The sequence below is a fragment of the Streptomyces pluripotens genome (genome assembly GCF_000802245.2).
Taxonomy (GTDB): domain Bacteria; phylum Actinomycetota; class Actinomycetes; order Streptomycetales; family Streptomycetaceae; genus Streptomyces; species Streptomyces pluripotens.
Genome location: NZ_CP021080.1, coordinates 7,294,468 through 7,318,426 on the forward strand (window position 1 = coordinate 7,294,468; position 23,959 = coordinate 7,318,426).

Annotated in this window: 21 protein-coding genes and 4 pseudogenes; 13 read left to right on the forward strand and 12 right to left on the reverse strand. The window is 67.8% G+C overall.

Features of this window, described 5'->3' with window-relative positions:
* Positions 1-94 precede the first annotated feature (94 nt).
* The 5 genes from LK06_RS32205 to LK06_RS32225 form a co-directional block, all read right to left on the reverse strand.
* Positions 95-1,357 carry a tyrosine-type recombinase/integrase gene (locus LK06_RS32205; RefSeq protein WP_043409968.1) on the reverse strand — a complete coding sequence of 421 codons (1,263 nt, stop codon included), beginning with the start codon at positions 1,355-1,357 and terminating at the stop codon, positions 95-97.
* Positions 1,357-1,539, reverse strand: coding sequence for a helix-turn-helix domain-containing protein (locus LK06_RS32210; protein ID WP_043409963.1), 183 nt, complete (start codon positions 1,537-1,539; stop codon positions 1,357-1,359). Before LK06_RS32210 ends, LK06_RS32205 begins: the two co-directional genes overlap by 1 nt.
* Positions 1,532-2,878, reverse strand: a complete 1,347-nt coding sequence (locus tag LK06_RS32215) for a replication initiator (protein WP_043435184.1) — start codon at positions 2,876-2,878, stop codon at positions 1,532-1,534. The genes LK06_RS32210 and LK06_RS32215 overlap by 8 nt, the downstream gene beginning before the upstream one ends.
* A gap of 136 nt (positions 2,879-3,014) precedes the next feature.
* Positions 3,015-4,343: an FtsK/SpoIIIE domain-containing protein gene (locus LK06_RS32220; RefSeq protein WP_052319039.1), complete on the reverse strand. Its 1,329-nt coding sequence runs from the start codon at positions 4,341-4,343 to the stop codon at positions 3,015-3,017.
* A complete protein-coding gene (locus tag LK06_RS32225) occupies positions 4,343-4,669 on the reverse strand; it encodes an SCO3933 family regulatory protein (protein WP_234367647.1) in 327 nt (108 codons plus the stop codon). The genes LK06_RS32220 and LK06_RS32225 overlap by 1 nt, the downstream gene beginning before the upstream one ends.
* A 259-nt stretch (positions 4,670-4,928) precedes the next feature.
* On the opposite strand from LK06_RS32225, the gene LK06_RS32230 reads away from it, so the two are divergent.
* A complete protein-coding gene (locus tag LK06_RS32230) occupies positions 4,929-5,774 on the forward strand; it encodes a GntR family transcriptional regulator (RefSeq protein WP_053049866.1) in 846 nt (281 codons plus the stop codon).
* Between the two features lie 70 nt (positions 5,775-5,844).
* Here the strand turns inward: LK06_RS32230 and LK06_RS32235 are convergent, their stop codons facing one another.
* Complete coding sequence (locus tag LK06_RS32235) at positions 5,845-6,567, reverse strand: GntR family transcriptional regulator (RefSeq protein WP_043409952.1); 723 nt, start codon at positions 6,565-6,567, stop codon at positions 5,845-5,847.
* A 155-nt stretch (positions 6,568-6,722) separates the two neighbouring features.
* Here LK06_RS32235 and LK06_RS32240 point away from each other — a divergent pair, with 155 nt between their 5' ends.
* From LK06_RS32240 to LK06_RS33590, 3 genes are all read left to right on the forward strand, one after another.
* Positions 6,723-6,920 (forward strand): hypothetical protein, encoded by a 198-nt coding sequence (locus LK06_RS32240; RefSeq protein ID WP_043409949.1) that lies wholly within the window; start codon positions 6,723-6,725, stop codon positions 6,918-6,920.
* Complete coding sequence (locus tag LK06_RS32245) at positions 6,917-7,147, forward strand: DUF7848 domain-containing protein (protein WP_043409948.1); 231 nt, start codon at positions 6,917-6,919, stop codon at positions 7,145-7,147. Before LK06_RS32240 ends, LK06_RS32245 begins: the two co-directional genes overlap by 4 nt.
* A 1,094-nt stretch (positions 7,148-8,241) precedes the next feature.
* Positions 8,242-8,790: a hypothetical protein gene (locus LK06_RS33590; protein ID WP_159025363.1), complete on the forward strand. Its 549-nt coding sequence runs from the start codon at positions 8,242-8,244 to the stop codon at positions 8,788-8,790.
* Positions 8,791-8,908: 118 nt separating this feature from the next.
* On the opposite strand, the pseudogene LK06_RS32260 reads toward LK06_RS33590, so the two are convergent.
* The 3 genes and pseudogenes from LK06_RS32260 to LK06_RS35140 form a co-directional block, all read right to left on the reverse strand.
* Positions 8,909-10,170: pseudogene (locus tag LK06_RS32260) on the reverse strand (tyrosine-type recombinase/integrase).
* Entirely contained in the window at positions 10,170-10,373 is a 204-nt protein-coding gene (locus LK06_RS32265; protein ID WP_043409943.1) for a helix-turn-helix domain-containing protein, read from the reverse strand. Before LK06_RS32265 ends, LK06_RS32260 begins: the two are co-directional and overlap by 1 nt.
* 370 nt (positions 10,374-10,743) lie before the next feature.
* Positions 10,744-11,373 (reverse strand): annotated as a pseudogene (locus LK06_RS35140) (FAD-dependent monooxygenase); the annotation flags it as partial.
* Between LK06_RS35140 and LK06_RS32280 the strand changes: the two are divergent.
* Positions 11,261-12,244: an Lrp/AsnC family transcriptional regulator gene (locus LK06_RS32280; RefSeq protein ID WP_043431956.1), complete on the forward strand. Its 984-nt coding sequence runs from the start codon at positions 11,261-11,263 to the stop codon at positions 12,242-12,244. The pseudogene LK06_RS35140 and the gene LK06_RS32280 overlap by 113 nt on opposite strands.
* Before the next feature lie 157 nt (positions 12,245-12,401).
* Entirely contained in the window at positions 12,402-12,551 is a 150-nt protein-coding gene (locus tag LK06_RS34810; protein WP_245081028.1) for a hypothetical protein, read from the forward strand.
* A 1,479-nt stretch (positions 12,552-14,030) separates the two neighbouring features.
* Here LK06_RS34810 and LK06_RS32295 read toward each other — a convergent pair.
* Together LK06_RS32295 and LK06_RS32300 are read right to left on the reverse strand one after the other, a co-directional pair.
* Positions 14,031-14,990 carry a hypothetical protein gene (locus LK06_RS32295; RefSeq protein WP_043431958.1) on the reverse strand — a complete coding sequence of 320 codons (960 nt, stop codon included), beginning with the start codon at positions 14,988-14,990 and terminating at the stop codon, positions 14,031-14,033.
* Positions 14,987-15,328, reverse strand: a complete 342-nt coding sequence (locus LK06_RS32300) for a PadR family transcriptional regulator (protein ID WP_043409876.1) — start codon at positions 15,326-15,328, stop codon at positions 14,987-14,989. The genes LK06_RS32295 and LK06_RS32300 overlap by 4 nt, the downstream gene beginning before the upstream one ends.
* Before the next feature lie 288 nt (positions 15,329-15,616).
* On the opposite strand from LK06_RS32300, the pseudogene LK06_RS35430 reads away from it, so the two are divergent.
* Both LK06_RS35430 and LK06_RS35435 read left to right on the forward strand, forming a co-directional pair.
* A pseudogene (locus LK06_RS35430) lies at positions 15,617-15,922 on the forward strand (transposase); the annotation flags it as partial.
* A gap of 9 nt (positions 15,923-15,931) precedes the next feature.
* Positions 15,932-16,393 (forward strand): annotated as a pseudogene (locus LK06_RS35435) (transposase); the annotation flags it as partial.
* A gap of 136 nt (positions 16,394-16,529) precedes the next feature.
* Here LK06_RS35435 and LK06_RS32315 read toward each other — a convergent pair.
* A complete protein-coding gene (locus LK06_RS32315; protein ID WP_043409872.1) occupies positions 16,530-17,591 on the reverse strand; it encodes an amidohydrolase family protein in 1,062 nt (353 codons plus the stop codon).
* 92 nt (positions 17,592-17,683) lie between these two features.
* On the opposite strand from LK06_RS32315, the gene LK06_RS32320 reads away from it, so the two are divergent.
* The 5 genes from LK06_RS32320 to ltrA all read left to right on the forward strand — a co-directional run bounded on the left by LK06_RS32320 (position 17,684) and on the right by ltrA (position 23,916).
* Positions 17,684-18,418 (forward strand): TetR/AcrR family transcriptional regulator, encoded by a 735-nt coding sequence (locus LK06_RS32320; RefSeq protein ID WP_052318817.1) that lies wholly within the window; start codon positions 17,684-17,686, stop codon positions 18,416-18,418.
* Between the two features lie 280 nt (positions 18,419-18,698).
* On the forward strand, positions 18,699-19,298 hold the full coding sequence (locus tag LK06_RS32325; RefSeq protein ID WP_174673966.1) for an IS110 family transposase: 600 nt from the start codon (positions 18,699-18,701) through the stop codon (positions 19,296-19,298).
* A 68-nt stretch (positions 19,299-19,366) separates the two neighbouring features.
* Positions 19,367-20,586, forward strand: a protein-coding gene (locus LK06_RS32330; RefSeq protein ID WP_411572763.1) for an IS3 family transposase whose coding sequence is annotated in 2 segments (ribosomal slippage) — positions 19,367-19,649 and positions 19,649-20,586 — 1,221 coding nt in all. Because the reading frame shifts where the segments join, the coding sequence is not laid out codon by codon here.
* Positions 20,587-21,164: 578 nt separating this feature from the next.
* On the forward strand, positions 21,165-22,316 hold the full coding sequence (locus LK06_RS32335; RefSeq protein WP_234367286.1) for an ISAs1 family transposase: 1,152 nt from the start codon (positions 21,165-21,167) through the stop codon (positions 22,314-22,316).
* 163 nt (positions 22,317-22,479) lie between these two features.
* A complete protein-coding gene (ltrA, locus tag LK06_RS32340; protein WP_086082975.1) occupies positions 22,480-23,916 on the forward strand; it encodes a group II intron reverse transcriptase/maturase in 1,437 nt (478 codons plus the stop codon).
* Positions 23,917-23,959: the final 43 nt, after the last annotated feature.

Consider the following 23,959-nt stretch of genomic DNA (forward strand, 5'->3'; position numbering starts at 1 on the left):
CATCGGCGTGTGACGGCAACGCTGACGGCAACAGGGCCGGACGTCGGTGCCCCCCACGAGGTCTCGTGGGGGGCACCGACGTTCGTAGAGTGGATCAGTCATCTGTTGCTGTGTGGGGCGGATGGTCGAGGCGCTTCCCCTGTAGTGCATCCCCCAGGGCGTTGATGGCTTGGCGTTGGAGCCGGAGTCGGACATGGGCGTAGACGCCGGCGGTGACGCCGATGTGAGCGTGCCCGAGGAGTTCCTTGATCACGACGAGGTCGACACCTTGTTCCAGGAGCAGGGTGGCGGTCGAGTGGCGGAGGTCGTGGAAGCGGATGCGGCGGAGTCCGGCCCGGTTGAGGAAGCTGCGGAAGCGGCGGGTGAGGTTGGCCGGGTCGAGGGGCCGTCCAGTTGGCGTGGTGAAGACGAGGCTGCTGTCCCGCCAGGCAGACCCTGCTGTCTCTCGCTCCTTGTCCTGCCGTTCCTGTTGCTTCTTGAGGGAGTGGAGGCATTCGGTGGGGAGGGCGATTCGGCGTTCGGACGCGCGGGTCTTGGTGGGCAGGTGCGTGAGGCCGCCGGTGCGGGTGCGCTGGAGTGAGTGCCGGATGCTGGCCGTTCCGGTGGTGAGGTCGAGGTCTTCCCAGTGGAGGCCGAGGAGTTCGCCCTTGCGGAGCCCGGTGCGCAGCGCGAGTTCGTACAGCGCGTGGAGCCGGTCGGCGCGGGCTGCGTCGAGGAACTGGCGAGCCTCGGCTGCGGTGAGGGGCTGGAAGCGCCTGGGCCGGGGTGCGGCGGCTTTGACGTTCCGGGCGACGTTGCGCGGCAGCTCGTCTTCGCGGACGGCGTGTTCGAGGGCGGACTTGAGGACCGAGTGCACGTAGGTCACGGTCGAAGGGGACAGCTGCTTCTGGCAGCATTCGCCGATGGCGCAGCACTCCTTCCGTTCGGTGTCCAGGCCCTGGGTGCAGCACTGGCAGGTGGTGCGGAGCCGGTCGAGGAAGGTGCGGACGTCCTTGGCGGTGAGACGTGCGATCTTCTTGGCGCCGAGGCCGGGGACGAGGTGGAGGCGGACACAGGCGGCGTAGCGGGTGTGGGTGTTCTCGCGAAGTCGGTGGACGGCGACGCTGCCGAGCCAGTACGTGAGGTAGTCGCCGACGGTGCTGTCTGCGGTGGCGACGGGCAGCCCGCGGTTGCTGTTCGCGATCTTCTCGGCGATCTTGTCGGCGGCTTCCCTCCGCGTGCTGCCGTAGACCCGGACACGTTTGCGGCTGCCGTCGGCGGCGAGGACATAGCCGGCGGCTTCCCAGCGGCCGTCCTTGCGCTGGTAGATGGTGCCTTCGCCGTTGGCGCGGGCCTTCTTGCGCTTGGGGGCGATCATTAGGCGGCCTCTTCCAGGTGGCGCTGAACGTAGTCAGCGAGGGCGTGGGCGGGGATACGGCGGGCACGGCCGATGGTCAGCGAGGCCAGGCGACGGGTGCGCAGGAGGTCGTAGAGGGCGGAGCGGCCGATCTTGAGGCGGGCCATCGCCTCGGGGACGGTGAGGAGTTCGTCGTCACGCATCGGCTGCCACCGCCTGTTCGCGCGTTGGGCCGCTGCCGATGAGGGTGGCGAGGCGTTCGAGGTCGGGGGTGAGGCCGGTGCCGTCGTAGGCCCAGTGGGCGATGACGAGGGTGGTCGAGGAGGGTATAGGGGTGTGGCGGCGGTGCCAGGCGGCTCGGGCGGCCCGGAGGGCGCCGAGGGTGCTGGAGTAGGCGCGGGTCTTGGTGGAGAAGTGGCCGCGGAAGCCGAGCATGTGGGCCCACTTGCGCAGGTTCAGGTGCTTGAGGTCGTCGCGGGCGCCGAGGGTCCAGGCGGTGCGGATCATGCGGGCGGCGTGCTCGGGTACGGACTCGCACCAGAGGTCGGTGATCCTCTTCAGCCGGTGGTCGAGGGTGCCGGTTGCGGCTTCGGTGCCCTTGGTGGCGTACTTGGCGACGTACCCGGCGACCTTGCCCTCGGTGATCGTGGTCCTGCCCTGGAAGGCCGTGGACCGGATGATCCTAGTGTCGATTTGTTCGCCGAAGGCGAAGGAGTGGGCGCGATTCTTGAGCGTGGGTCCGTCGATGTGGGTGTGGGTGGCCGCGGTCTGGATGGCATCGGCGAGGAGTTCGGGGGTGGCCCAGGCGGGCGGCGGGGTGTAGGGGCCTGCGGGGCCGTCGAGGCGGATCACGGCGTGGAAGTGGATCAGTCCGCGCTGCTGGTACTCGGCGACCTTGGCGTACGAGACGCGGACGGCCTTGTGCAGCAGGCGCTGCGGGAGACCGGCTGCGGCGGCGATGGTGCGACGCAGGTGGAGCATGAAGCGCGCCCACAGGGCCGGGGCATGGGCGTTCCACAGCACGGCGCCGGTGTAGTCGTAGCGCTCCGGGTCGAGTGGGGTGCCGAGGAGCGGGTCGCCGTTGGTGTGGGTGCGTCCGCAGCGGCAGCGGGCGGAGCCGTTGATGCGCCGCCTGTGGACGGGGCCGTACGAGGGCGCGGTGAGGGTGGCGAAGACGCGGGGGTGGGTGGCGACCTGGTCGGGGATGTTCTTGCCGCCGCGCAGGCCGGCGGCGATGAGCTGGTAGGTGTCCTGGCGGTAGAGCTCGGCGCAGGAGGGGCAGCGAGTGGTGCGGCGGTTGCCGCAGCGGACCAGGAGGTGTCCGGCGGGAAGTTCCTTGGACTTCAGTTCGCGCAGGATCTCGCCGGTGAAGGCGTCGATCTCGGTGCGCTGGCCTTCGAGCCGGATCGGCTGGGAGCAGCCGCCGAGCGAGGACAGTTGCCGTACCAGGCCGAGCAGGTCGCGGTACCCGGTGAACGTGGGCAGCGCGGCCGTGGCCGGTTCGGGGCGGGGGATTGTGGTGGTGCGGTCGTGCGGTGGCATGCTGGCGGGACCTCTCTGCACTGCGGCACACGCGTGTGCCGTGGATGGATGGGAGGGAGGCCCCGGCAGGGGCGAGGGTTTGGCGACTACACGCCCTTGCCGGGGATCACTGCGAAGCGGAACCAAGAGGCGGCAGTCACGCGACCTTGTCCAGGTCGATAGAGGCGGGCAGCTCGCGGACCTTTAGCCCTTCGGCGCACATGAGGTCGTTGATCTGCCAGCAGGCTTCGGTGGGCAGGTAGACCGAGCGCAGGCGGACGGGGGTGCACATGTCGCCGACGGAGGCGATGGACACGCCCTGGGGCATGGTGCGGTCGGCGGCGGTGATGTCCAGTTCCCGGCCGTCGGGGAAGAGGTGCAGGAAGTCCTCGACGGTGTCGACGCGGTGGCAGATCCGGGCGGACAGGTTGGTTCGTACGGCGGTGGTGAGCACGTCGGCGGAGGGCTTCTGAGTGAGCAGCCACAGCCGGATACCGAACTTGGCGCCCTGGCTGGCGATGGCCAGCAATTCGGCCTCGAAGCGTTCGCGGGCCTTGCGGTCGGGGTGGCGGGTGTAGTTCGCCACCTCGTCGATCACCACCAACAGAAGCGGCAGCTCGCGACTGAAGTCGGTGATGCGGTCGGTACGGCCGGACCAGAACAGCCGCTCCCGGCGCTGCATCTCCTCGCGCACCCAGCGCAGGATCTCGGTCGGCTCGTCGGGGTGGATGGCGTCGGAGACCTTGTAGGCGGTACGCCACCAGGGCGCGACCGCACCGAGGTTGGGGTCGATCACGATCAGACGCACGTCCCGCATGAGCGAGGCGTAGGCGAGCAGGGTGTTGACGGTGATCGATTTTCCGGAGCGGGTGAGGCCGGCGACGAGGGCGTGGGCGGAGTAGGCGAGGTTGAGCACGATGGGGGTGCCGTCCTCGTCCCAGCCGAGCAGCACATCATCGGTGGAGACGAACTGCCCCGGCCGGCAGACGGGGGAGCCGTCCGGGCCGAGCAGTGGTGAGCGGATCACCGCCTCCAGCGGCTCACGGCGGAAGCCGCGCGCGACGATCACTCCGGGCTTGGGCTGGCTGATCCGGATGCGCCGCATCCCCCACGCGTCGCACAGGCCCTCGCCGGCGTCCTGCCAGGCGCTGAGCCCGACCTGCGGCAGGGCATCGGCGGTGACGGTGACGCCGAAGGCGTCGGCGCGGGTATGCAGGCGCGGCACCAGCACACGCGGCTTGGTCGGTTGGTCCTGCGGGCCGTACTGCTGGAGCACGGTGGGGGTGGCGTCCTTGACCGACAGGCCCAGCATCGGGGCGAGCCGCTTCCAGCCCCACCGCATCCGCCGCGCCTGCCGCAGACTGACCCGGGTCTCGGCATCGGCCCGGTACCAGCGGGCGAAGCAGTACCCGGCCCAGCCCAGCAGCCCAAGCGCGACCAGCACAGCGACGGCGAGAAGCGCGAGCCCAAGGCGATTGCCGGTCATCAGGCGCCTGCCTTGGCGGTGACGGCGTCGGCGCGCAGGGAGATGCCGTGCCGGTCCTTGCCGTTGATCTCGTTTTCCCAGGCCGACGCGACAAGTCCGGTGAAGACGACCGGCAGGCCGACCTTCAGGCCCTTGCCGAGACCCGGCTCCGGGACTTTCACGGTGATCACTTCGGCGCGGCCGTTGAAGGCGAACATCACGTCCACCAGGTGCAGGTGGGCGCCGGTAGCCCGGTCGATCGCGGGCTGCTGGCCGTCGCGGTCCTTGAAGTGCGGCCGGGACTCGGAAGCCAGGATCAGCATGGCCTGGGACTGGTCGATGGGCATGGTCTTCACGGCAAACCTCCAGGTAGAAGGGGTGCAAGTCACCCGTGTGGGTGATCGCGTGCCGCAACCCTACATTCATTCCATCCAAAGTCCATCCCTATTGCGTTCCATTCGTTCGTGGGGTGGTCCATCCATACGGCGGCTACCCTGACCCCTGGGGCCGCTGAACTGGTGAAACGCGACAGGCAGCGAGCGGCCCGGGGTGGGTGGAATCGGACTGGGACCAGGGATGGACATGGCTGCTGCTGACGAAGCACGCTTGACGTTCGAACGCATCGCGGACGACCTCCGGCAGCAGATCCGGGACGGCGAACTGCGGCCCGGCCAGCTCCTGCCGACCCAGAGCCAGCTCATGCAGACCTACAAGGCATCGAGCCTGACCGTGCAGAAGGCGATCCGGCTGCTCAGGAACGAAGGCTGGGTCATCGCCCGCCAAGGGCGCGGCACTTTCGTCACGCGCTCGGCCGACTTCGAGGACGCCTTCGAGAAGGTCGCCGGCGATCTCCAGCAGCAGATCTACTCCGGCTCTCTGGCCCCCGGTGCCAGGTTGCCTGCGCGCGAGGTCCTGGCGGAGCACTACGCGGTGCCGCTCAACGTGGTCACCAACGCCATCGCCCTGCTGGCCGGCAACTTCCTCCTGCGCTTCCCCGGCGAGCTGCCTGGCGACGAGGTCTACGTACGCGACTGGGACGACCACGGCTTCGCCACCCAGCTCATCCACGGCCGCCTGGTCCGCAAGATCAGGGACGGATCACTGGCCAGGGGCGCCACGGTCACCGTGGACGAGGTGGTCGACACGATCGGCGGCGACCCGGAATCCGCAGACCAGGCCCTGACCTTCCTCGCCCTGGAGGGCAGGATGAAGAAGGCCCACCAGCGCAACGGCTCGATGGCGTATGTCGTCGTGGGGGGCGAGTTCGGCACTGAGGTACCGGTAGCGGTGCAGCCGGTGGACAAGCCGGACGAAGCGTCGGCTGCCCCGCGGAACGAGTTCCCGGCGGTGGCCGGAGTGGCGGATCTCGCCTACAAGCTGGAACGAGCCCTGGAGCGGATCGAGGAGCTGGAGGAGCGTGTCGAACGCCTCGAAGGCCGCGACACCAACTGAGGCGGGTACGTGAACGACGGCGTCCCCGAAGGCCGCAGGCTGGCTTTCGGGGACGCTTCGCGTGGATCGGTCAGGGCTGGTACTCGTAGCCGATGGTGAATCGAGGCGGCAGGCACCATTCCCCGTACTCGATGATCCCCTCCGCGTCCGACCAGCGGTGGGCGCCGGCCAGGATCGGGGAGCCGACCGGCAGCCCCAGCGCGCTCGCCTCTCGGGCATCGGCGGGACGGGCGTGCATGTCGTCGCGGGCGTGGGTGATCGTGCGCCCGGTGGCTTCCAGAACCCGGGCGGACAGTCCGTGATTGCGGCCCGGGGCGGTGTTCAGCAGGTCCGGCACGAGGGCGGCGAACGGGGCCGGGTACCAGGTCACGGCGAACACGGTCCGGGTCTTGCCCCGTCCGGCCAGCCACTCGCGCCGCACCACCTGATCCCCGGCTTCCAGGTCGAAGATCTCCGCCACGTACAGTGGCGGAATGATCAGTTCGGCGGCTGTCACCCGGCTCGTTTCGCCCTCCGCCAGGAACGACTTCACCCGCTGGACTCTGGCCAGCCGGTCCCGCGCCGACAAGGTCCAGCGCGGGTCATCGGCGACGTAGGTGCCCCGGGGGGTGGTGCGGATGAAGTTCTCCACCTGAAGGGCCTGCAAAGCTCGGGAGACAGTAGCCGCCGCGGCCTGCCACTGCCCGGCGATCTCCCGATTCGTCGGCAGCTTGGCGCCCGGCTCAAGCTCTCCCGACAGGATGCGCTCCCGGAAGTGATCCGCGATCTTCGTGAACGTCTTGGGACTGGGCATAAGGCTTGCCCCTCCGTTGAGTTGACGTGTTGTCAGTGGAGGCACACTAGTGCACTACGAACCGTAGCGGGAGCGCTTCGGCCACTCGAATACTGAACTAGAGCACCAACCTGTCAAGAGGTCGACCATGTGACGTTCGAGAGGTGGCGATGTGCATGACGGAGCCGACCAGATACTCCACCCCGCCGGTCGAACTCCCCTTGCGCCTGGAACTGGAGCCGACTCCCGTTGCAGGCTGCGCGGGCTGTGCCGAGCTGGCCAGCGTACGCGACCGGGCCCGCGTGGTCGGCGACATGACCACCGTGACCGACTGCAACGTCTACATGCGACGCCACCCGGAGGGGCACCAGTGAGCACCCGCGCTATCTACCGGCACGTCGTTCACACCATCCGCCACGCGCCCGAAGGGGGCATCACCTACGAGGCGTTCTGCGTCACCGGCGGCTGCGGAGCCGAATCCGGACCCCACCCCGAGCAGGAAGCCGCACAGGACTGGGCACTCCGCCACACCGGACGCACCGGCCACGACCTGTTCAGGCGCGTCTTCACCGACCATGCCGAGGTCACCCGAGCCGAGTAGAACCACCACCGCCAGCCGGAACAGGACCCACAACCCGCAGGCCATCGCACCAGGCCAGCAGCCCAGCCGAACGCTCAACCGACAGCCACGGCGTACCGTCGAAGCGGGATGCGTCCAAACTTTCTCTACGTCTTCAAGGCGACCCGCTGATGCGGGTCGCGCGCGGCGCGGTCGCCCACCCGGCCCGCTCTCGGCTCCGCCACCGCGGGCCGGCCAGCGACCAGGCCGCGCAGAGACAGCACAGCGGACGACCGGAAGCGCAGGGAGAGCCGGACGCGCCCGAACAGCGAACGCCAGGCCGACGGCGAGGCGACGGCGGGGAGTTGGTCGGGGCGTAGGCCCGGAGGTGGGGCCGGTCGGTTCCGTGGGCTTTACCCACCTCCCCGGGCCGGGGCCCGCGTCGGGCAAGGCCAGGGGGCCACTCGTTCAAATTCCGGGCAGGATCACGACCTGCCCGAGTTGCCGGGCCAGCGTACGGCCCCCTGACCATGCCCGACCCCAACCCGGGCAGGACACCGGCCAAAGCCCACTCCACCGCCCTCACGCGCGCAGCCGTCTGACGGCAACGCCGACGGCAACAGGGGCGCACAGCACGGCACTTCCACGTACACCTACGGACAGGCCGGAATTCGCTGACCAGCGAAAATGCAGGTGACGGCCGCCCGGCGAGCACACGTACTATGTGCTGGCGGGGGCTACGCCGGTCCTGGTCCACAATTGCAATGGGGCGAAACTTGAGCTGACCTACAAGCCCGACTGGTCGCCGGAGCAGATTGCGGCGGCTGACGAAAAGGTCGCTGCTCTGAATGCGGCTCCGCAGCTCATTGTGACAAAGGTTCAGCGTTCGGGAAGCGCTGCCGATGTCTGGCGTCGAGCTGGAAATCAGACAGTTCCTAGAACTGACATCGACCATAAGATCGACCTGCAACTCGGCGGACTTGATGATGTCAGCAATATGTGGCCACTCGATAGTTCGGTGAACCGAAGTCTCGGGTCCCAAATATCGGCACAACTGAAGAAGTAAGGGCTGCAACCAGGCGCCCTGGTGTGCAGCATCTCGATCACAGTCAGAACATGTTAGGTGGGGCAGAGCCATGCAGTTGCGTGACTTGGACGTCTCTCACGCCGTGGTGACCAGTGCTGGCCTGTTTGGCGTCTGGCGCGCGAGCGCATTCGACCACGTCAGCGATCTGGATCAGTGGGAGGATGAGGTAGCGGAAGACTCTGCCCTCGAACGCCAGATCGCAGCCGGTGCCTTCGTGCCGATCAACATCGGAGGCAATGGGGCATTCCAGGTCGCCATGCGCGGCGTGGAAGCTCCAGGAAATCTGAGTGAACGCGAGCGGACTTATCTCCTCGTCTCTTCCGAGCCCTATCTCCTCGTCTCAGATGGAGCATTGGAACTCGGCGGGCTTGAAGCCGTAGGAAGTTACGCTGGTGCGGATAAGGTAGAGATCCCACTCGACAGCGGTAGGTATGCCGCGGTCGTCCATCTGGTGGATTGGCAAGCGGAGCCTGGTAGTCGTGGAGGTGATGGAAATCCATCTGCGGATGCCCTTCCAGACTTCATTTTGGAGATCTTCGCCGATGTCCATGGCGAGCTGAAATACCGCACTAAGGTTGAGACATTCGACCGGCCGTAGTTGAAGAATCCGTGATGCCGCAGGGGCTGCTTTGACGGCAGTGGTGACGGCAACGCCAGCGGATGAAGGAGCCCCCGACCGAGGTGTCGGGGGCTCCAGCGCGCTCGTGGTTGTCGCATCAAGCAGTCGACGGGGGGTGACCGTCCCTGAGCGCGTTGCTCAGCGTGTCGATGGCTTGGCGTTGCAGGCGGAGCCGGACGTGGGCGTAGACGCCGGCGGTGACGCCGATGTGGGCGTGTCCGAGGAGTTCCTTGATGACGACGAGGTCGACGCCCTGTTCCAGGAGCAGGGTGGCGGTCGAGTGCCGGAGGTCGTGGAAGCGGATGCGTCGAAGGCCGGCCTTGCGGAGGAGCGTGGTGAAGGTGCGGGTGAGGTTGGTCGGGTCGATCGGCCTGCCCTGGGGAGTGGTGAACACGTACCCGTTGTGCTGCCACTCGGCGCCTGCCATGTGCCGTTCACGCTGTTGCTCCTCGTGGTGGTGCTTGAGTGACTGGAGGCAGCGGGCGGGAAGGGCGATGCGGCGCTCGGAGGCCCGGGTCTTGGTGGGCAATGTGGTGAGTCCGCCCGTGCTGGTGCGCTGCAAGGTGCGGCGGACGGCAGCCGCGCCCGGTCGAAGTCGAGGTCTTCCCAGCGGAGGCCGAGGAGTTCGCCTTTGCGGAGTCCGGTGTGGAGCGCCAGTTCGAACAGGGCATGGAGCCGGTGTCCGCGCGCGGCTGTGAGGAACTGGCGGGCTTCGTCGGCGGTGAGGGGTTCGAAGCGGCGGGGGCGGGGTGTGCCGGTGCGGGCGTTTCGGGCGACGTTGCGCGGGATTTCTTCCTCGCGCACGGCGTGCTCCAGGGCGGACTTGAGCACAGAGTGGATGTAGGTCAGCGTCAGCGGAGAGAGCAGCTTGTGGCAGCACGAACCGACGGCGCAGCAACGGGGCTCGTCACGCCCCGCATCGATGCCTCGCGCGCAGCACTGGCAGGTGGTGCGGAGCTGGTTGAGCCAGGTGCGGACGTCCTTGGCGGAGAGCTTGGCGAGCTTCTTCTTGCCCAGGCCGGGGACAAGGTACCGGTCGACGCAGGCGGTGTAGCGGGTGTGGGTGTTCTCGCGGAGCTGGTGGACGGCAACGGCATCGAGCCAGTACGTCAGGTACGCGCCGACGCTGCCCTGTGCGGAGGGCACGGGCAGGCCACGATTGCTGGTGGCGATCTTCTCGGTGAGTTTGGCGAGGGCTTCCTTGCGGGTGGTGCCGTAGACGCGGACGCGGCGGCGGGTGTTGCCGGGGGCGAGGACGTATCCGGCGGCTTCCCAGCGGCGGTCCTTGCGCTGGTAGACGGTTCCGTCGCCGTTGGCGCGGGTTCGGCGGGATGCTGGGGTGTCGCGGGGCGTGGCCATCAGGCAGCTTCCTGTTCGAGGCGGGCGCAGATGAAGTCGGTGAGGGAGTGGGAGGGGATGCGGCGGGCGCGGCCGAGGGTGATCGAGGCGAGCTGCCGGGTGCGAAGCAGGTCGTAGACGGCGTAGCGGCCGAGCTGGAGGCGGGCCATGACCTGCGGCACCGTCAGCAGTTTCTCCGGCGCCCGTTCGGAGGCCGTGGTCATCCGCAGCCCCCTTCGGCCGCGAACTGCCGTGTGAGTTCTCTGCGGTGCCAGACGGCGGCGGCGAGGAGTGCGCCGCCGGGGCTGTAGCCGGTGCCGAGGTAGGTCCAGTGGCCGACGACGAGGGTGGTGTCCGGGTCGTGCTCGGGCAGCCCGGCGTGGACGCGGACCTGTTCGGTGCGCCAGGCGCGGCGGGCGTCGCGCAGCGCGCCCAGGGTGGTTCGAATATGCGCGGGACTTGGTGTCGGCGTACACGTGAACGTCCCCAGCCTCGTACGGATGAAAAGGGACAGTTGCTGATGCGGTGAGACCTGCCGCTCGGCACTCTGCTGCTTGGTCGATACGTGCGGCGGAGGGTGTCGCCGTGGGCGAAGGTCGCGGTGACCGTGTCCGCGTCCTGGGCAAGGGCGACCAATTCGTGGTCTCGTCGGACGTGGATGCCTTGTGCAGCGAGGTGCTCTTCGAAGAACCCCTCGATCGCCACTTGCGGCACGGACCGCCACGGCAAGCGGTGCCGAGCAAGGTGCGCCGGGAGCGGTATGCCGGCGAAGTGGCCGTCGGTGACCGGGTAGTCCCCGGTGGCCAGCAACGGTTCCAGCAGCCCGCGTTGGTCGAGTGCCTCCAGTGTGCGGGACTGCATGCCACCTGCCTTGGACAACTCGCTGCGCTGCGGGAGCTTGTCGGCCAGCACGGTCGACACCCCCGCCACCAGCAGCTCGTTGGCCAGTGTCATTCCGGTCGGGCCCGCGCCGACGATGAGGACGTCGGTGTCCATGGTTTCTCCTCTGGTTGTGCCGGTCAGGACCGGAGCAACGGTCCACCTGCCGCGCCACCAGAGCCAGAAACCGGGTGAGTTGCGTTGGCATCCGACATTGATTAGCTTCGCATCGGTGGAATCTGACTCCGATGAGCTGGATCGTCGACTCGTGCACGCCCTGCAGATCGACGGCCGGGCCCCGTTCAGCACCATCGCCGAGGTTCTCGGCGTGTCGGATCGCACCATCGCCCGCCGGTACGCCCGGCTACGGTCAACCGGGGCGGTGCGGGTGCTCGGCGGCATCGACCCGACCGCGTGGGGCGGGATGCTGTGGTTCCTGCGGGTGCGATGCGCACCCACCGCGTCGGTCCCGGTCGCCGAAGCGCTGGCCAGACGTCCCGACACCTCCTGGGTCAGCCTCAGCTCCGGCGGCACCGAGATCACCTGCGTGGTCCGCGCCGAGAGTGAGGCCGACAGCGAGGAGTTGCTGCTGGCCAAGCTCCCCCGTACTCCCCGCGTGGAGGGGGTGACCGCGCATTCGGTGATGCATGCCTTCTACGGAGGCCCGGACAACCTGATCGGCAAGCTCGGATCGCTGGACGAGGAGGCGATCGAGCGGCTGCGCCCGTCCCCGATGTCACACCGGCCAGGACCGGTGCGGCTCGACGACGGTGACCGCCGACTGATCGCGACGCTCGCCACCGACGGCCGGACCGGATTCGAACAGTTGGCTGCGGTGATCGGTTGGTCGGCGACGACGGTCCGACGCCGGATGACTGAGTTGCGCGAACGAGGAGTGCTGTACCTGGACCTCGACGTCGACTGGCGCATGTTCGACATGGGCAGCCGAACCCTGCTCTGGCTCTCGGTCGCTCCCGCGCATCTGGTAGAGGTCGGCCAGGCATTGGCCGAGCATCCGGAGATCGCGTTCGCCGCCGCCACGACCGGGCCTACCAACCTGTACGCGAGCGTGGTGTGTGCGAACCAGCGGGAGCTGTACCGGTACCTGACCACCCGGGTGGCCGCGCTGCCGGCCGTTGCGCACGTCGAGACGGCACCCGTGATCAGGACCGTGAAGCAGGCAGGACAGTATCGTTCAGGAGCTCTGCCGGATTGATCACTTGAGGTCGAGGGTGACCAGACGGGTGATCGAAACACGGACCTGGCCGACGCCGACCGGCGGGTCAGACGTCCCGACCCCTGCGAAGACGGCCTCCGTACACCGGCCGTTCGGCCGGATGCGGCAGCCTGGCGGCGTGAACCTGAATCGCCCCATGCCCCTCGAGTCCGTCGACGGGCTCATGTCCCTGCTGGCCGACTGCAAGGATGCCTGGGACACCCGGGACCGTAGCGGCGATCCGGTGGACATCCTCGACCACGGCCTCCAGGTCGCCGCTGTCCTGGCCGCGCCACCCGGACGATGAGGAACTCCAGGTCGCCGGGCTCGTCCACGACATCGGGCACCGCCTGCAGCCGGGTGACGAGGCCGCCCACGGCGAACACGCCGCCGCGGCCGTCGCCACCCTGCTCGGGCAGCGGGTCGCCCACCGCGTCACCCTCCACATCCCAGCCAAGCGCTACCTCGCGGCGCCTGACCCGGACCTCACGCTCTCGCCGGAGAGTACCCGGACCCTGGCCTGCCACGGCAGGGCCATGTACCGCGGCAAGCGGCCGCCTTCAAAACCGACCCTGACATCGCCGCGGCGTTGGCCCGCCGCCGCGCCGATGATGCGGGCAAGGTCGTCGGTCTGCGCGTACCGGGACTGGACCGCTGGCGGCCCGTGGTGAGCGCTGTGGCCGCCACGGCCCGAAACCGTACGTGATCCGGAACACGCTCAGCATCCGGAATGCCTGCACTGCCGCGTGGATCGCGCGCCGTGCGGCTGGCCTGGAGAGGGCGTGTGCGGCGTACGGTGTGTGCGGGCCCGTCCGCTGCGGTGAACCAGAACAGGGCCGCGCATAGGAAGGCCGTCACCGCGTAGACCAGCGTGTGCGTGATGGAGTCGTCCCGCGTGCCGGCGACGAGCGCGCCGACCGCTGCCAGGGCCAGGGCAATGGTCGGCAGTGCACGAGCGGTCCGTACGGTGCCTGGTGCGTCGGCCGCCGGTGGCAGTAACCGGGCCGCGAGGCTGTAACAGGCGCAGGCCAGCAGGGGTGGCACCCAGCACATCGCTGGGGCGATGCTGGCAGGTGGCCAGGACGGCGCCAGTGGTGACGGCGAACCACAGCATGCCGGTCACTATGACGTAGGGGCGGATGCGAGGAGAAGCGACGAGGCCGAGGCCGAGGGGAAGCGCGGCGGCGGTGCCCACGTGCCCGCTGGGGAAGCTCGGGTCGACGCGGTTGACAGGCGCGCCGATCAGGTCGGGGCGGGGCAGGAACATCTTGCTTGCTTGCCTGCCTGCGACCGTGACCATGACGACTCCGGCTGCCGCGAAGCCTTGCCACCAGCCCCTTCGGGCCAGGGTGGCAGCCATGATGACCGCCATACCCACGATCAGGGTCGGTGTGGCGCTCTGGTCCAGCGGTGGCATACGCGATGAACCGTAGGCCGCCCCCGACCAGTCGTGGATCCATGCCGGTTTGGCGCCGACGGCAGCCGAGAAGAGGGAATTCTCTTCCCGCTGCCCGAACGGGTTGCCGACCGCGATCAGGCACACCGCCAGGAACCCCAGGAGGTACAGCGGAGCTGAGATCCGTGGCCGTGTCGTCCGCGCGGGTCTGGGTTCGGGCGTGGCTCCCGGGCCTGGCCGGAGGGGTCCGGGGGTGTGGACAGGGTCGAGGGATCTTGCTGGGACATCGTTTCTCCCTGTCGGTCTGTACCTAGCAGCGGCAGCTCGTTCACGTGCCTCCCCTGGCACGCGGTGGGCGGGCAGGCTCGGCCGGCCGTCGGGGATCCGCGCCTATTTGAGGAGGGCCCGGCTCTGTCGGCGCTGGGCGGCGATCGCCAGGACCGGGAGGGGCGCGATCAGGAGGAGGAAGACGACCAGGTCCGGCAGGGACTGGATAGAGCTGTTCGGCTGGATGACGATCGTCTGCGTGCGGATGAGCGCGACCGCTGCGATGGGGATCAGCCACCGGTAATCCCCGGTGGCGGCCGTCGCCATCCACGCGGCGATCAGCGCGGTGACTTCGAGGGCGAACAGGCCGCGTTGGAAGGCCGGGCTGATGGAGATGATGTGCAGGCCCCCGGTCACGAACATGGCGAGCGCGACGGGGATCAGCCAGCGGTGCGAGTGGCGCCGCAGCCGGCCAGGACGGCAGACCGCCAGCACCGCGCATGCGGTGCACAGTGCCCCCGACAGCACCAGGTCACGGGCGGTTATCGGGGCGCCCAGTCCGTAGTAGCCCAGGCCCATCTTGCCCTCGTCGCCGAAGAACGTGTTGTTGTTGAACGTGGCACCGGCGTAGATCATCGTTGCTGCGGCGGGCAGCGCGATCCATGGCTTAGCGCGCAGCAGGGCGATCAGGCAGATCAGCGGAAGCAGCCCGTAGGGCAAGAGCCGTGTCCGCGTGCCGGGACCTTGCGCCCACGGGTACCAGCCAGAGAAGTGGAAGGCGATGGCATGTCGGCCGGGATCGATGTGCAGTGCCCAGTGCCACACATCCTGCAGGTACGGCACCAGCGCCAGCGCGGCGAGGACGAGAGCGGTCAGATGGATGCCGTCCAGCCACCACGGCCGGGCCGTGTCGTCGACGACGGCGCGGGCGCGGGCCTGCACCCCGGCACGAGCCAAGGCGACAACTTCTCGCGGCGGGGGCCAGGAGCGGCCGGGATAGGCCTCGGCCAGGCAGGCCAGCAACTCCTCTCCCTGCCGGGAACGGTAGGGCTCGGGATAGGCCGCAAGCAGCAAACGGTTCATGCCGGGGCTGCTCCGACATCCCGCGAGCGTCCGATGACGACGGCCGCCGCCTGCTGCATCCGCAGTGCCTCCCGGCTGAGCGTCGCGGTGCCGTCCTCGGTGAGCCGGTAGTAGCGCCGCGCCCGCCCGTCCACGATCTCCTCATGGTCGGCAGCCACCAGTCCTGCCCGCTCCAACCGCTCCAGTGCGCCATAGAGAGTGCCGACAGCGATCCGGAGTCGCCCGTCGGTGGTCTGCTCGACAGCCTTGATGATGCCGTACCCGTGCAACGGACCGTCCATGAGCGCAGCAAGGGTGAAGTATTGCGGTTCCGTCAAGGACGGGTTCTGCCGTGTCATGAGTCGAGCATATATCGAGCTCCGATATATATCTGCCGACCTTGAGGGATTACCCGCAGCGCCTCCACACCCACCGCGAACGTCACCCTCTCCCGACCGGCGGGCGCAGACGGCAGTCTCCTCGACGGGATCGTGTCCCTCGTCGTGGTGTTCGGGATCAGCGGCTGGGAGTGCGCGGGCGTCTGCCCGGGGCGCACTTCCACGGGTGAGTACCGCTCCCTGAACAGGAGGCGGGCTACCGCGTAACTCTCCTTGGTGAACAGCCAGTTCAACCACGAGGAGTACACGATGGCCCTGTCCCAGTCTGAGCTGATACGGCTACTGGAGTCACTACGCTCGACCGACGGAATCGAGCTGATCCGCGCCATCGCCGAGCGGATGGTGCAGGAGCTGATCGAGGCCGAAGCGAGTGCCCACATCGGCGCCGAGTGGAACGAGCACACGCCGACGCGGACCAACATCCGCAACGGGCACCGCGAGAAGGTGCTCACCACGCTCGCCGGCGACCTGGACCTGGCGATCCCCAAGGTCCGTACCGGCAGCTTCTTCCCCAGCCTGCTGGAACGCCGACGCCGCATCGACCAGGCCCTCTACTTCCTGCGCAACGTCTTCAGCGTGATCGACCGGGACTCCGGCGAGATGGTCGCCGCGACGATCCGCACCATCTTCACCCAGCCCAGCGCGGAGCTCGTGCGCACCCAGCTGGACACCGTCGCCGACATGCTCGGCACCCAGTTCCCCAAGGTCAAAGCCATGCTGCTGGACGCGAAGGAGGACCTGACCGCGTTCGCGGACTTCCCGCCCCGGCACTGGAAGAAGATCCAGTCCACGAACCCGCTGGAACGGATCAACCGCGAGATCAAACGCCGCACCGACGTCGTCCAGGTCTTCCCCAACGACGACGCCCTGCTGCGGCTGGTCACCGCCGTGCTCTGCGAGACGCACGACGAATGGGTCGCCTTCCCTCGCCGCTACCTACCCGAAGGCAGCATGGACGAGCTCTACCGAGAACTCCCCGAAAGCGCCCCCGCACTACCCAACACCACCAACACAACGGTCAGTTGATCCCCTACACCACGACGAGGGACACGACCCTCGACCGCGCAGCGTTGGTGGATGCTCGCCGCAACCTGGTCCGAGAGTCGTACGAAACGCCATTTCCGCCGTCGGGTGCGGCGATCCTCGTGATGGCAAGGCTTGGTCAGGCGTGTGGCAGGCCTTGCCCAGGTCGTCGGGTGGGGTTTGTGGCGCGGGGCGTGAGGCGCTCCCAGTTGCGGTGCGCGATGTCGGCCTTCTGCTCGTCGGTGAAGGGGGCGTCCTCCAGGAAGGACCGGGCGACGCCGGCGCTGGTGTCCACGTAGGGGAAGCCACCAGGGCGGAATCCATAGGTGAAGGGGTAGTCGGTGGAGTACAGCATCCGTTCGGTCCCCACGACTTCGGCTGTCCAGCGGAGGTAGCGGGAGCTGACGGTGCCGCTGCCGGCGACCCAGAAGTTCTGCTTGAAGTAGTCGGCGAGCGGGCGGGCGAGGCCACCGGCATCGGCGAAGAACCCGGTGTGGTCGAGATAGAAGAGCACGACCTCTCCCCAATGGCCGGCGATCACCTGGAGATCGGGGTATCGGTCGAAGACACCGGAGAAGATCATCCGCAGGTACTGCACGCCCAGGTCGTAGTACCAGCCGATCGCAGGCCCTGCCAACGCGGTCCCGATGGGGCCGATGTTGGAGTAGTAGGCGTCCATCACCGCCTGCACAGGCATCTGCGGATGGAAGTGGAGAGGGACCTGCAGCCGCTCCGCAGCGGCGTACAGCTCGTCGTACTCGGGGTCGTCGGCGAGCTTGGATCCGGTACGCCCGTAGAGCATGGCGCCCGGGAAGCCCAGCTCGGTGACCGCCCGCTCCAGCTCCGCGGACGCGGCCGACGGCGACTGTGTCGGGATCGCGGCGAACGCCTGGAATCGGTCGGGGTTGTCGGCCACAATCGCCGCGAGCTGGTCGTTGGTGTCGCGCGCCACGGCGACCGCATCCGAGTCAGGCAGGTTCTGTACGCCCGGTGACGAGATCGACAGTACCGCCACGTCGACTCCCTGGTCGTCCATGTGCGCAAGCCTCATATCCGCGGTGTCGCGTAGTCGCTGGGCGACGGGGCCGTCGCCGAACCCCAGGTTCGGTAGTTCCGGCACCCCGGACCGCGACCACGCCTCCATGATCGCGGGCAGGACGACGTGCTCTTCCAATGCGACGATCCGCAATCGGTCAGACATGCAAAGCTCCCCTGCATCCAGTTTCCAGTGGAATCACTATATGCGTACCATCGATACTAACGGCGGAATCGTACAAGAGGTATCGTTGGTCCATGTCGCCACGTCCACTTAGCGGGAGCAGTGCTTCCGACGCTGCGGCCATCAGTCGCGAACAGGCCCGACAGCGGGTCATCGAGGCCGCCATCGACCTGCTGACGCGAGGGGGTCGCGACGCGGTCACCACCCGCGCGGTCGCGGAAGCGGCGGGCCTGCAGCCGCCGGCCATCTACCGGCTGTTCGGCGACAAGGACGGGCTGCTCGACGCGGTGGCCGAGCACGGCTTCACCGCATTTCTCGCCACCAAGCACGTCGACCCCGACCCGCGGGACCCCGTCGAGGATCTGAGAGCCGGCTGGGACGTCGCGGTTGAGTTCGGCCTGGCCAATCCCGCGCTGTACACACTGATGTACAGCGAGCCCTCCAGGACCACCTCGGCCGCCTTCAAGGCCGGTATGGAGATCTTGATGAGCCGTATCCGGCGCCTCGCCGCCAGCGGTTGGCTCCGCGTCGACGAGGAACTCGCGGCCCAGGTCATCCATGCCACAGCGCGCGGCGCAGTGCTCACCTGGCTGTCCCTGCCGGAGCACCAGCGCAACCCGGCCCTATTGACCACTCTGCGGGAGTCCATGGTCGCCGCCGTGACCAGTCAACGGCCGTCCGTGCAGGACGCGGGGCCGGCGGGCGCCGCCCGCGCCTTGCGCGCAGCGCTGCCCGAACAGACGACCCTCAGCAGCGCGGAACAACACCTGCTGAGGGAATGGCTGGGCCGCCTCGCCGCCGACGGCTGAGGCGTCGGCGGCTCGTGTTGACGCTCAGAGTGAACCGCCGACTTGTATGGGGGTAGCGGGACGCGGTCGGGTTGGCCGCTCGTAGCGTGCCGTAGGACACCGTGCCGGGTGACTCGTGAACCGTCTGCCGCCCTCAGGGGCTGGCTCTCCCGGGGTATGTCGCCGGTCCGGTGTCCGTTCGCGGTCTGACTCAACAGAGGCGTGTCCCGGCCAGTTGGTTCCGGAAGTCGGCGTGTCGGCCGTGGATGCCCTGTCGTCCGACCGTGAGGAACACTGTCCCGTGATATTGCTCGGTGTCGACCCTCATAAGTCCACCCACACCGCCACCGCCGTCGAGCCGGAATCAAACCAGCAGGTCGGGACGATGCGGATCGAGGCGAGCCTGACGGATTACCGGCGACTGCTTGCCTGGGCCAAGCGGTGGCCGCAGCGGAAGTGGGCGGTGGAGAACGCCAACGGGCAGGGCCGGCATCTCGCCCAGTGGCTCATCGCCCGAGGCGAGAGCGTCGTCGACGTGCCTGCCGCAGCGACCAGCCGAGTGCGTGAGCTCTCCCGGGGCGGGCGGCGCAAGAACGACCAGATCGACGCCGCGGCCGCAGCCACCGTGGCCTGTCTGCAGGGAGACGGACGCGACGTCGAACCCGAGGATCACACCACCGCGCTGGCCCCCCTGGACGAACGACGGGTCAACCTGGCCCAGGCCCGGGTCCGTACGGTCAACCAGCTCCACGCGCTGCTGCGTGATCTGCTGCCCGGAGGCGCCCCGACCCAGCTGTCCGCGGACCTGGCCGCCAAGCTGCTGCGATCCGTCCGTCCTGCCGGCGACGTCGAGACGGTCCGCAAGGACATCGCCTGTGACAAATACGTTGTTGATCACTGAGTTGACAGTGTTCTGGCCTGAACCGCCCCGTGTCAGGTAGAGACTCGATTCCGTGAAAGGATTGAGTCATGGCACGACCCTCCCGTTACCCGCTTGAGCTGCGCCGTCGCGCGGTGCGCATGGTTGCCGAAGTGCGCGGCGACTACCCGAACGAGACGGCCGCCCTGCAGGCGGTGGCGGACAAGCTCGACATTGGTTCCCGCGAGACGCTGCGGAACTGGGTGAAGCAGTACGAGATCGACGCGGGGCAGCGTCCAGGGACGACGACGGAGGAGTCCGCCCAGCTCAAGGCGTTGAAGAAGGAGAACGCTGAGCTGAAGCGGGCGAACGAGATCCTGAAGGCCGCGGCGAGTTTCTTCGCGGCCGAGCTCGACCGGCCACACACGCGCTCGTAGCGTTCATCGACGAGCACCGGGACCGCTTCGGCGGGGTCGAGCCGATCTGCAGAACGCTCACCGCACACGACTGCCAGATCGCCCCTTCCACGTACTACGCCCATAAGAAACGCCTCGAAACCCCCTCTGCCCGTTCCGTGCGTGACGAGGAGCTCAAGGAGAGGATCCACGAGGTCTACACGTCCAACTACCGTGTCTACGGAGCGAGGAAGATCTGGCGCGAGCTGAACCGGCAGGGGCATGCGGTGGCCCGCTGCACCGTCGAGCGCCTGATGCGCGAGCTCGGCATCCAGGGCGCGGTGCGCGGCAAACGCGTCATCACCACGATCCCCGGCGGGCAGGCCGAGCGGGCCCCCGACCTTGTCGACCGCGAGTTCGTCGCCGGCGCCCCGAACCGCTGCTGGGTAGCCGACTTCACGCACGTGAAGACCTTCGCCGGCGTCGTCTATGTCGCGTTCGTCGTGGACACCTTCTCGCGCCGGATCGTGGGCTGGTCGGCCGCCACGGTGAAGGAGACGGTGTTCGTGCTGGACGCCCTGGAGATGGCGATCTGGCAGCGCGACCGGGACCAACACCCCATACAGCCAGGCGAGTTGGTACACCATTCGGACGCCGGGTCGCAGTACACGAGCTTCCGCCTCGCCGAGCACCTGGACGCCGCCGGCATCGCGGCGAGCATCGGATCCGTCGGTGACGCGTACGACAACGCCCTGATGGAGTCCACGATCGGCCTGTACAAAACCGAGCTGATCAAACCCCAGCGCCCCTGGAAGACGCTCTCCCAGGTCGAGCTGGCCACCGCCGAGTGGATCGACTGGTACAACCACCGCGTGCGCCACGAGGCGCTAGGAGATCGTGTGCGGGTGCGAATCCCCACCGCCGGACCGCCGTAGAGGCCCGGTTGAAGCTGGAGGCAGTCCAACTCAGGGAACGCTGAGGAGGGCGGGAAGCAGCCTCGACAACGTCGGGACGAGTCGGCACTGCCAGACGGCTCGGGTCCGGCTAGCAAGGCCAGAAGGCGTAACGAAAGTGAATCAGCGTCCGAAGTCCCGTAACAGTACCTCCCGGCTCCAACCTGGCGGATATGGGCCGGGGTTGCAGTACGCGACCCGTCCTCCAAGGAGATGGGCCGACTCTGAAGCCGCCCGCGGTGAAACGGCTCAGAGGCCACGCTGAATACCTGCGGTGTAGGCGTGGCGATGCTGCCGGGATAGAGCTGGACGCCGACCTGGCCGAACGACTCCTAGTGAACGTGGGAACCACTCCCGGTCGCCCTCTCGCCGGACATCCGGTGCGGTGATGGGCAGGCCCGTTGTCGGCTGTTGGCCCAGGGCGGTTTCAAAGTCCCGGTGATCACGTGAGTGCGCAGGTCGCGACGGTATGACGATGCGCGGTCGGCCCGGTCCGTACGCAACGAAGCTCCGGTTGATGCCGGTGACCGATCAAGTCGCCCGCACCGCCCGGAGCTTCGATGTGCCGTCAGTCTGCCACCGTCTGTCTGATCAAGTCGCCCACCCGTCAGCACCGGTTGATCGGACCGCTGGCCCTGCGGCTGCGGACCTTGGCCGACCCCCGGCATCGGCGCGGGAAGCGTCACTCGTTCGTGAGCGTGCTGCTGGTGGCCTGCTCGGCGGTGCTGACCGGAGCCCGTTCCTTCGCCGCGATCGGCCAGTGGGCAGCGAGCGCCCCGCAGGACACGCTCGCCCGGCTCGGCGCCCGCGCCACGACGGTCTTGAACGTGCGCATCGCGCCGAGTGCGGCGACCATCCGCCGCGTCCTGAACGCCGCCTGCCCCGGCGGGCTCGCCGACCTGCTCGGATCCGATCCGGCCGGGGCGGACACCCTCGCGGTGGACGGCAAGAGCGCCCGCGGCTCGCGCCACGGCGAGATCCCGGCCGCCCATCTGCTGGCCGCGATCACCGGCGCCGGCCTGACCGTCACCCAACTGCGGGTCCCCGGCAAGACGAACGAAATCACCTGCTTTGACGCCTTGCTGGCGCCCTACGACCTGACCGGCGTCACGGTCTCCGCGGATGCCCTGCACTGCCAGCGCGATCACGCCCGGTTCCTCGTCGAGGAGAAGAAGGCGCACTACGCCTTCACCGTGAAGCGCAACCAGAAGAACCTGCACCGCCAACTCGCCACCCTGCCCTGGGAGAAGGCGAGTGCGAAGTTCTACGACCGCACCGATGCCCACGGACGCCTGGAGACCCGCGTCGTGCAGGCCCTGACCATCACCGACCTCGGCGTCGACTTCCCCCACGCGGTCCAGGTCGCGAAGATCGTCCGGCACCGCACTCAGCGCAAGACCGGCAAACGCAGCCGCGAGACGGTCTACGTCATCACGGACCTGGCCAGCCGCGAAGCCTCCCCCGAGCGCATCGCGAAGATCGTCCGCTCGCAGTGGATCATCGAGAACCGTCTCCACTTCGTCCGAGACACCGCCTTCGCCGAGGACGCCTCCACGGTCCGAACCGGACACGGCCCGGACAACATGGCCACCCTCCGCAGCTTCGCGATCAACACACTGCGAGCCTCCGGCCACGCGAACATCGCGGCCGGACTCCGCGAGATGTCCTACGACGGCTTCCGCCGACCACTGGACCTCCTCGGCCTTGCCTGACCAGCGCTCCCACGCAAGATCAAAAGACTTTGCAACAGCCCTGGCTGTTGGCCGTGGAGTGGGGCGGAGGCCCCGTAGTAGTCCGAGCGCGCGAAAGGCGCGTACACGGCGAAGGGGGCCAGCAAGTCAGCAGGGAGGGAACTGGAATGCCGGGAGGGCGTTGGTGAATACCGACGAACTGGAGTGGGCCTTGATGAAGGCCGAGCGCCGGGTACTGGAGATCCAGACCAAGCTGCACCGTTGGGCCGTAGATGATCCTCATCGGCGGTTTGACGACCTGTACAACCTCGTGACCGACCCCGCGTTCTTGCTTGTCGCATGGGACCGGGTTCGGAGTAACAGGGGAGCCAAAACCGCTGGGGTGGACGGCCGTACGGCTGCGTCCATTTCGCTGCAGCAGGGCGTCGAGGGTTTTCTCGGCGCGCTGCGTTCCTCTCTGAAGGATCGCAGTTTCCTGCCGCTTCCGGCACGGGAGCGACTGATTCCGAAACCGGGGTCGACAAAGCGTCGACGCCTGGGAATCAGTACGATCCGCGATCGGGTGGTGCAAGCATCCCTGAAGCTGGTGATGGAACCAATCTTTGAGGCAGATTTTCTTCCGTGCTCGTACGGATTCCGCCCCAACTATCGGGTCCACGACGCGGTGTCCGAGGTAAGACACTTGACTTCCCACTCTTACGAATGGGTGGTTGAGGGTGACATCCGGGCCTGCTTCGACGAGATTGCCCATCCGGCCCTTATGGACCGGGTGCGCCTTCGGATCGGGGACAGACGCGTCCTGGTGCTGGTGAAAGCCTTTCTGAAAGCGGGCATCCTCACGGAACACGGCTCGTTGAAGGAGAGTAGATCCGGTACTCCGCAAGGTTCGATCCTGTCGCCGTTGCTCAGCAACGTCGCCCTCGCCGTCCTGGACGAGCACTTCGCCCAGGCGCCAGGAGGGCCAGCGTCTACACCTAACGAGCGAGCGAAGCGCCGTCGCCGCGGTCTGCCTAATTACCGGCTCTGCCGGTACGCGGACGACTGGGTGATTGCGGTTACTGGCACGAAGGAAGACGCCTACACCCTCAAGGAAGAGGCAGCACAGGTGCTCAGCAGAATGGGGCTGCACCTGTCAGAGGAGAAGACCCTAATCACCCACATCAATGAGGGCGTGGACTTCCTGGGGTGGCGCATCCAACGCCATCGCAAGAAGGGCACGGACCGATGGTACGTCTACACCTACCCAGCCAAGAAGGCACTTCACGCCGTCATGGCCAAGGTCAAGACGATCTGCCGACAGGTCAACACAAACCAACCATTGGACGAACTCCTACGCCGACTCAACTCGGTGTTGCGAGGTTGGACCATGTTCTTCCGGCCGGGGGTGTCTAGCGCTACCTTCCAATACCTGAGCGCCTACGCATGGCGTCGGGTCATCAAATGGATTCGTAGCAAGCACCGCCGAATGAACTGGAAGGAACTGCGTCGCCGTTACTGCGGTGGCGAATGGTGGCCCAGAGGGCAGGAACGGGATCTATTTGACCCGGCAAAGGTGCGCACTACGCGTTACCGCTACCGAGGATCACGAATTCCGTCCCCCTGGCCGCTGGCGATAGCATGAGGACCGGACGCGGGCCCGAACTGGGGCTTGTGGAGAGCCCGTT

Coding starts and splice junctions, on each gene's coding strand:
- LK06_RS32295 (WP_043431958.1), bottom strand. CDS start 14,990: ATGAACCGTTTGCTGCTTGCGGCCTATCCCGAGCCCTACCGTTCCCGG.
- LK06_RS32315 (WP_043409872.1), bottom strand. CDS start 17,591: ATGTCTGACCGATTGCGGATCGTCGCATTGGAAGAGCACGTCGTCCTG.
- LK06_RS32240 (WP_043409949.1), top strand. CDS start 6,723: ATGACGGAGCCGACCAGATACTCCACCCCGCCGGTCGAACTCCCCTTG.
- LK06_RS32300 (WP_043409876.1), bottom strand. CDS start 15,328: ATGACACGGCAGAACCCGTCCTTGACGGAACCGCAATACTTCACCCTT.
- LK06_RS32335 (WP_234367286.1), top strand. CDS start 21,165: ATGTGCCGTCAGTCTGCCACCGTCTGTCTGATCAAGTCGCCCACCCGT.
- LK06_RS33590 (WP_159025363.1), top strand. CDS start 8,242: ATGCAGTTGCGTGACTTGGACGTCTCTCACGCCGTGGTGACCAGTGCT.
- LK06_RS32265 (WP_043409943.1), bottom strand. CDS start 10,373: ATGACCACGGCCTCCGAACGGGCGCCGGAGAAACTGCTGACGGTGCCG.
- LK06_RS32215 (WP_043435184.1), bottom strand. CDS start 2,878: ATGCCACCGCACGACCGCACCACCACAATCCCCCGCCCCGAACCGGCC.
- LK06_RS32220 (WP_052319039.1), bottom strand. CDS start 4,343: ATGACCGGCAATCGCCTTGGGCTCGCGCTTCTCGCCGTCGCTGTGCTG.
- LK06_RS32320 (WP_052318817.1), top strand. CDS start 17,684: ATGTCGCCACGTCCACTTAGCGGGAGCAGTGCTTCCGACGCTGCGGCC.
- LK06_RS32205 (WP_043409968.1), bottom strand. CDS start 1,357: ATGATCGCCCCCAAGCGCAAGAAGGCCCGCGCCAACGGCGAAGGCACC.
- LK06_RS32210 (WP_043409963.1), bottom strand. CDS start 1,539: ATGCGTGACGACGAACTCCTCACCGTCCCCGAGGCGATGGCCCGCCTC.
- LK06_RS32235 (WP_043409952.1), bottom strand. CDS start 6,567: ATGCCCAGTCCCAAGACGTTCACGAAGATCGCGGATCACTTCCGGGAG.
- LK06_RS34810 (WP_245081028.1), top strand. CDS start 12,402: ATGCCCCTCGAGTCCGTCGACGGGCTCATGTCCCTGCTGGCCGACTGC.
- LK06_RS32225 (WP_234367647.1), bottom strand. CDS start 4,669: ATGCCCATCGACCAGTCCCAGGCCATGCTGATCCTGGCTTCCGAGTCC.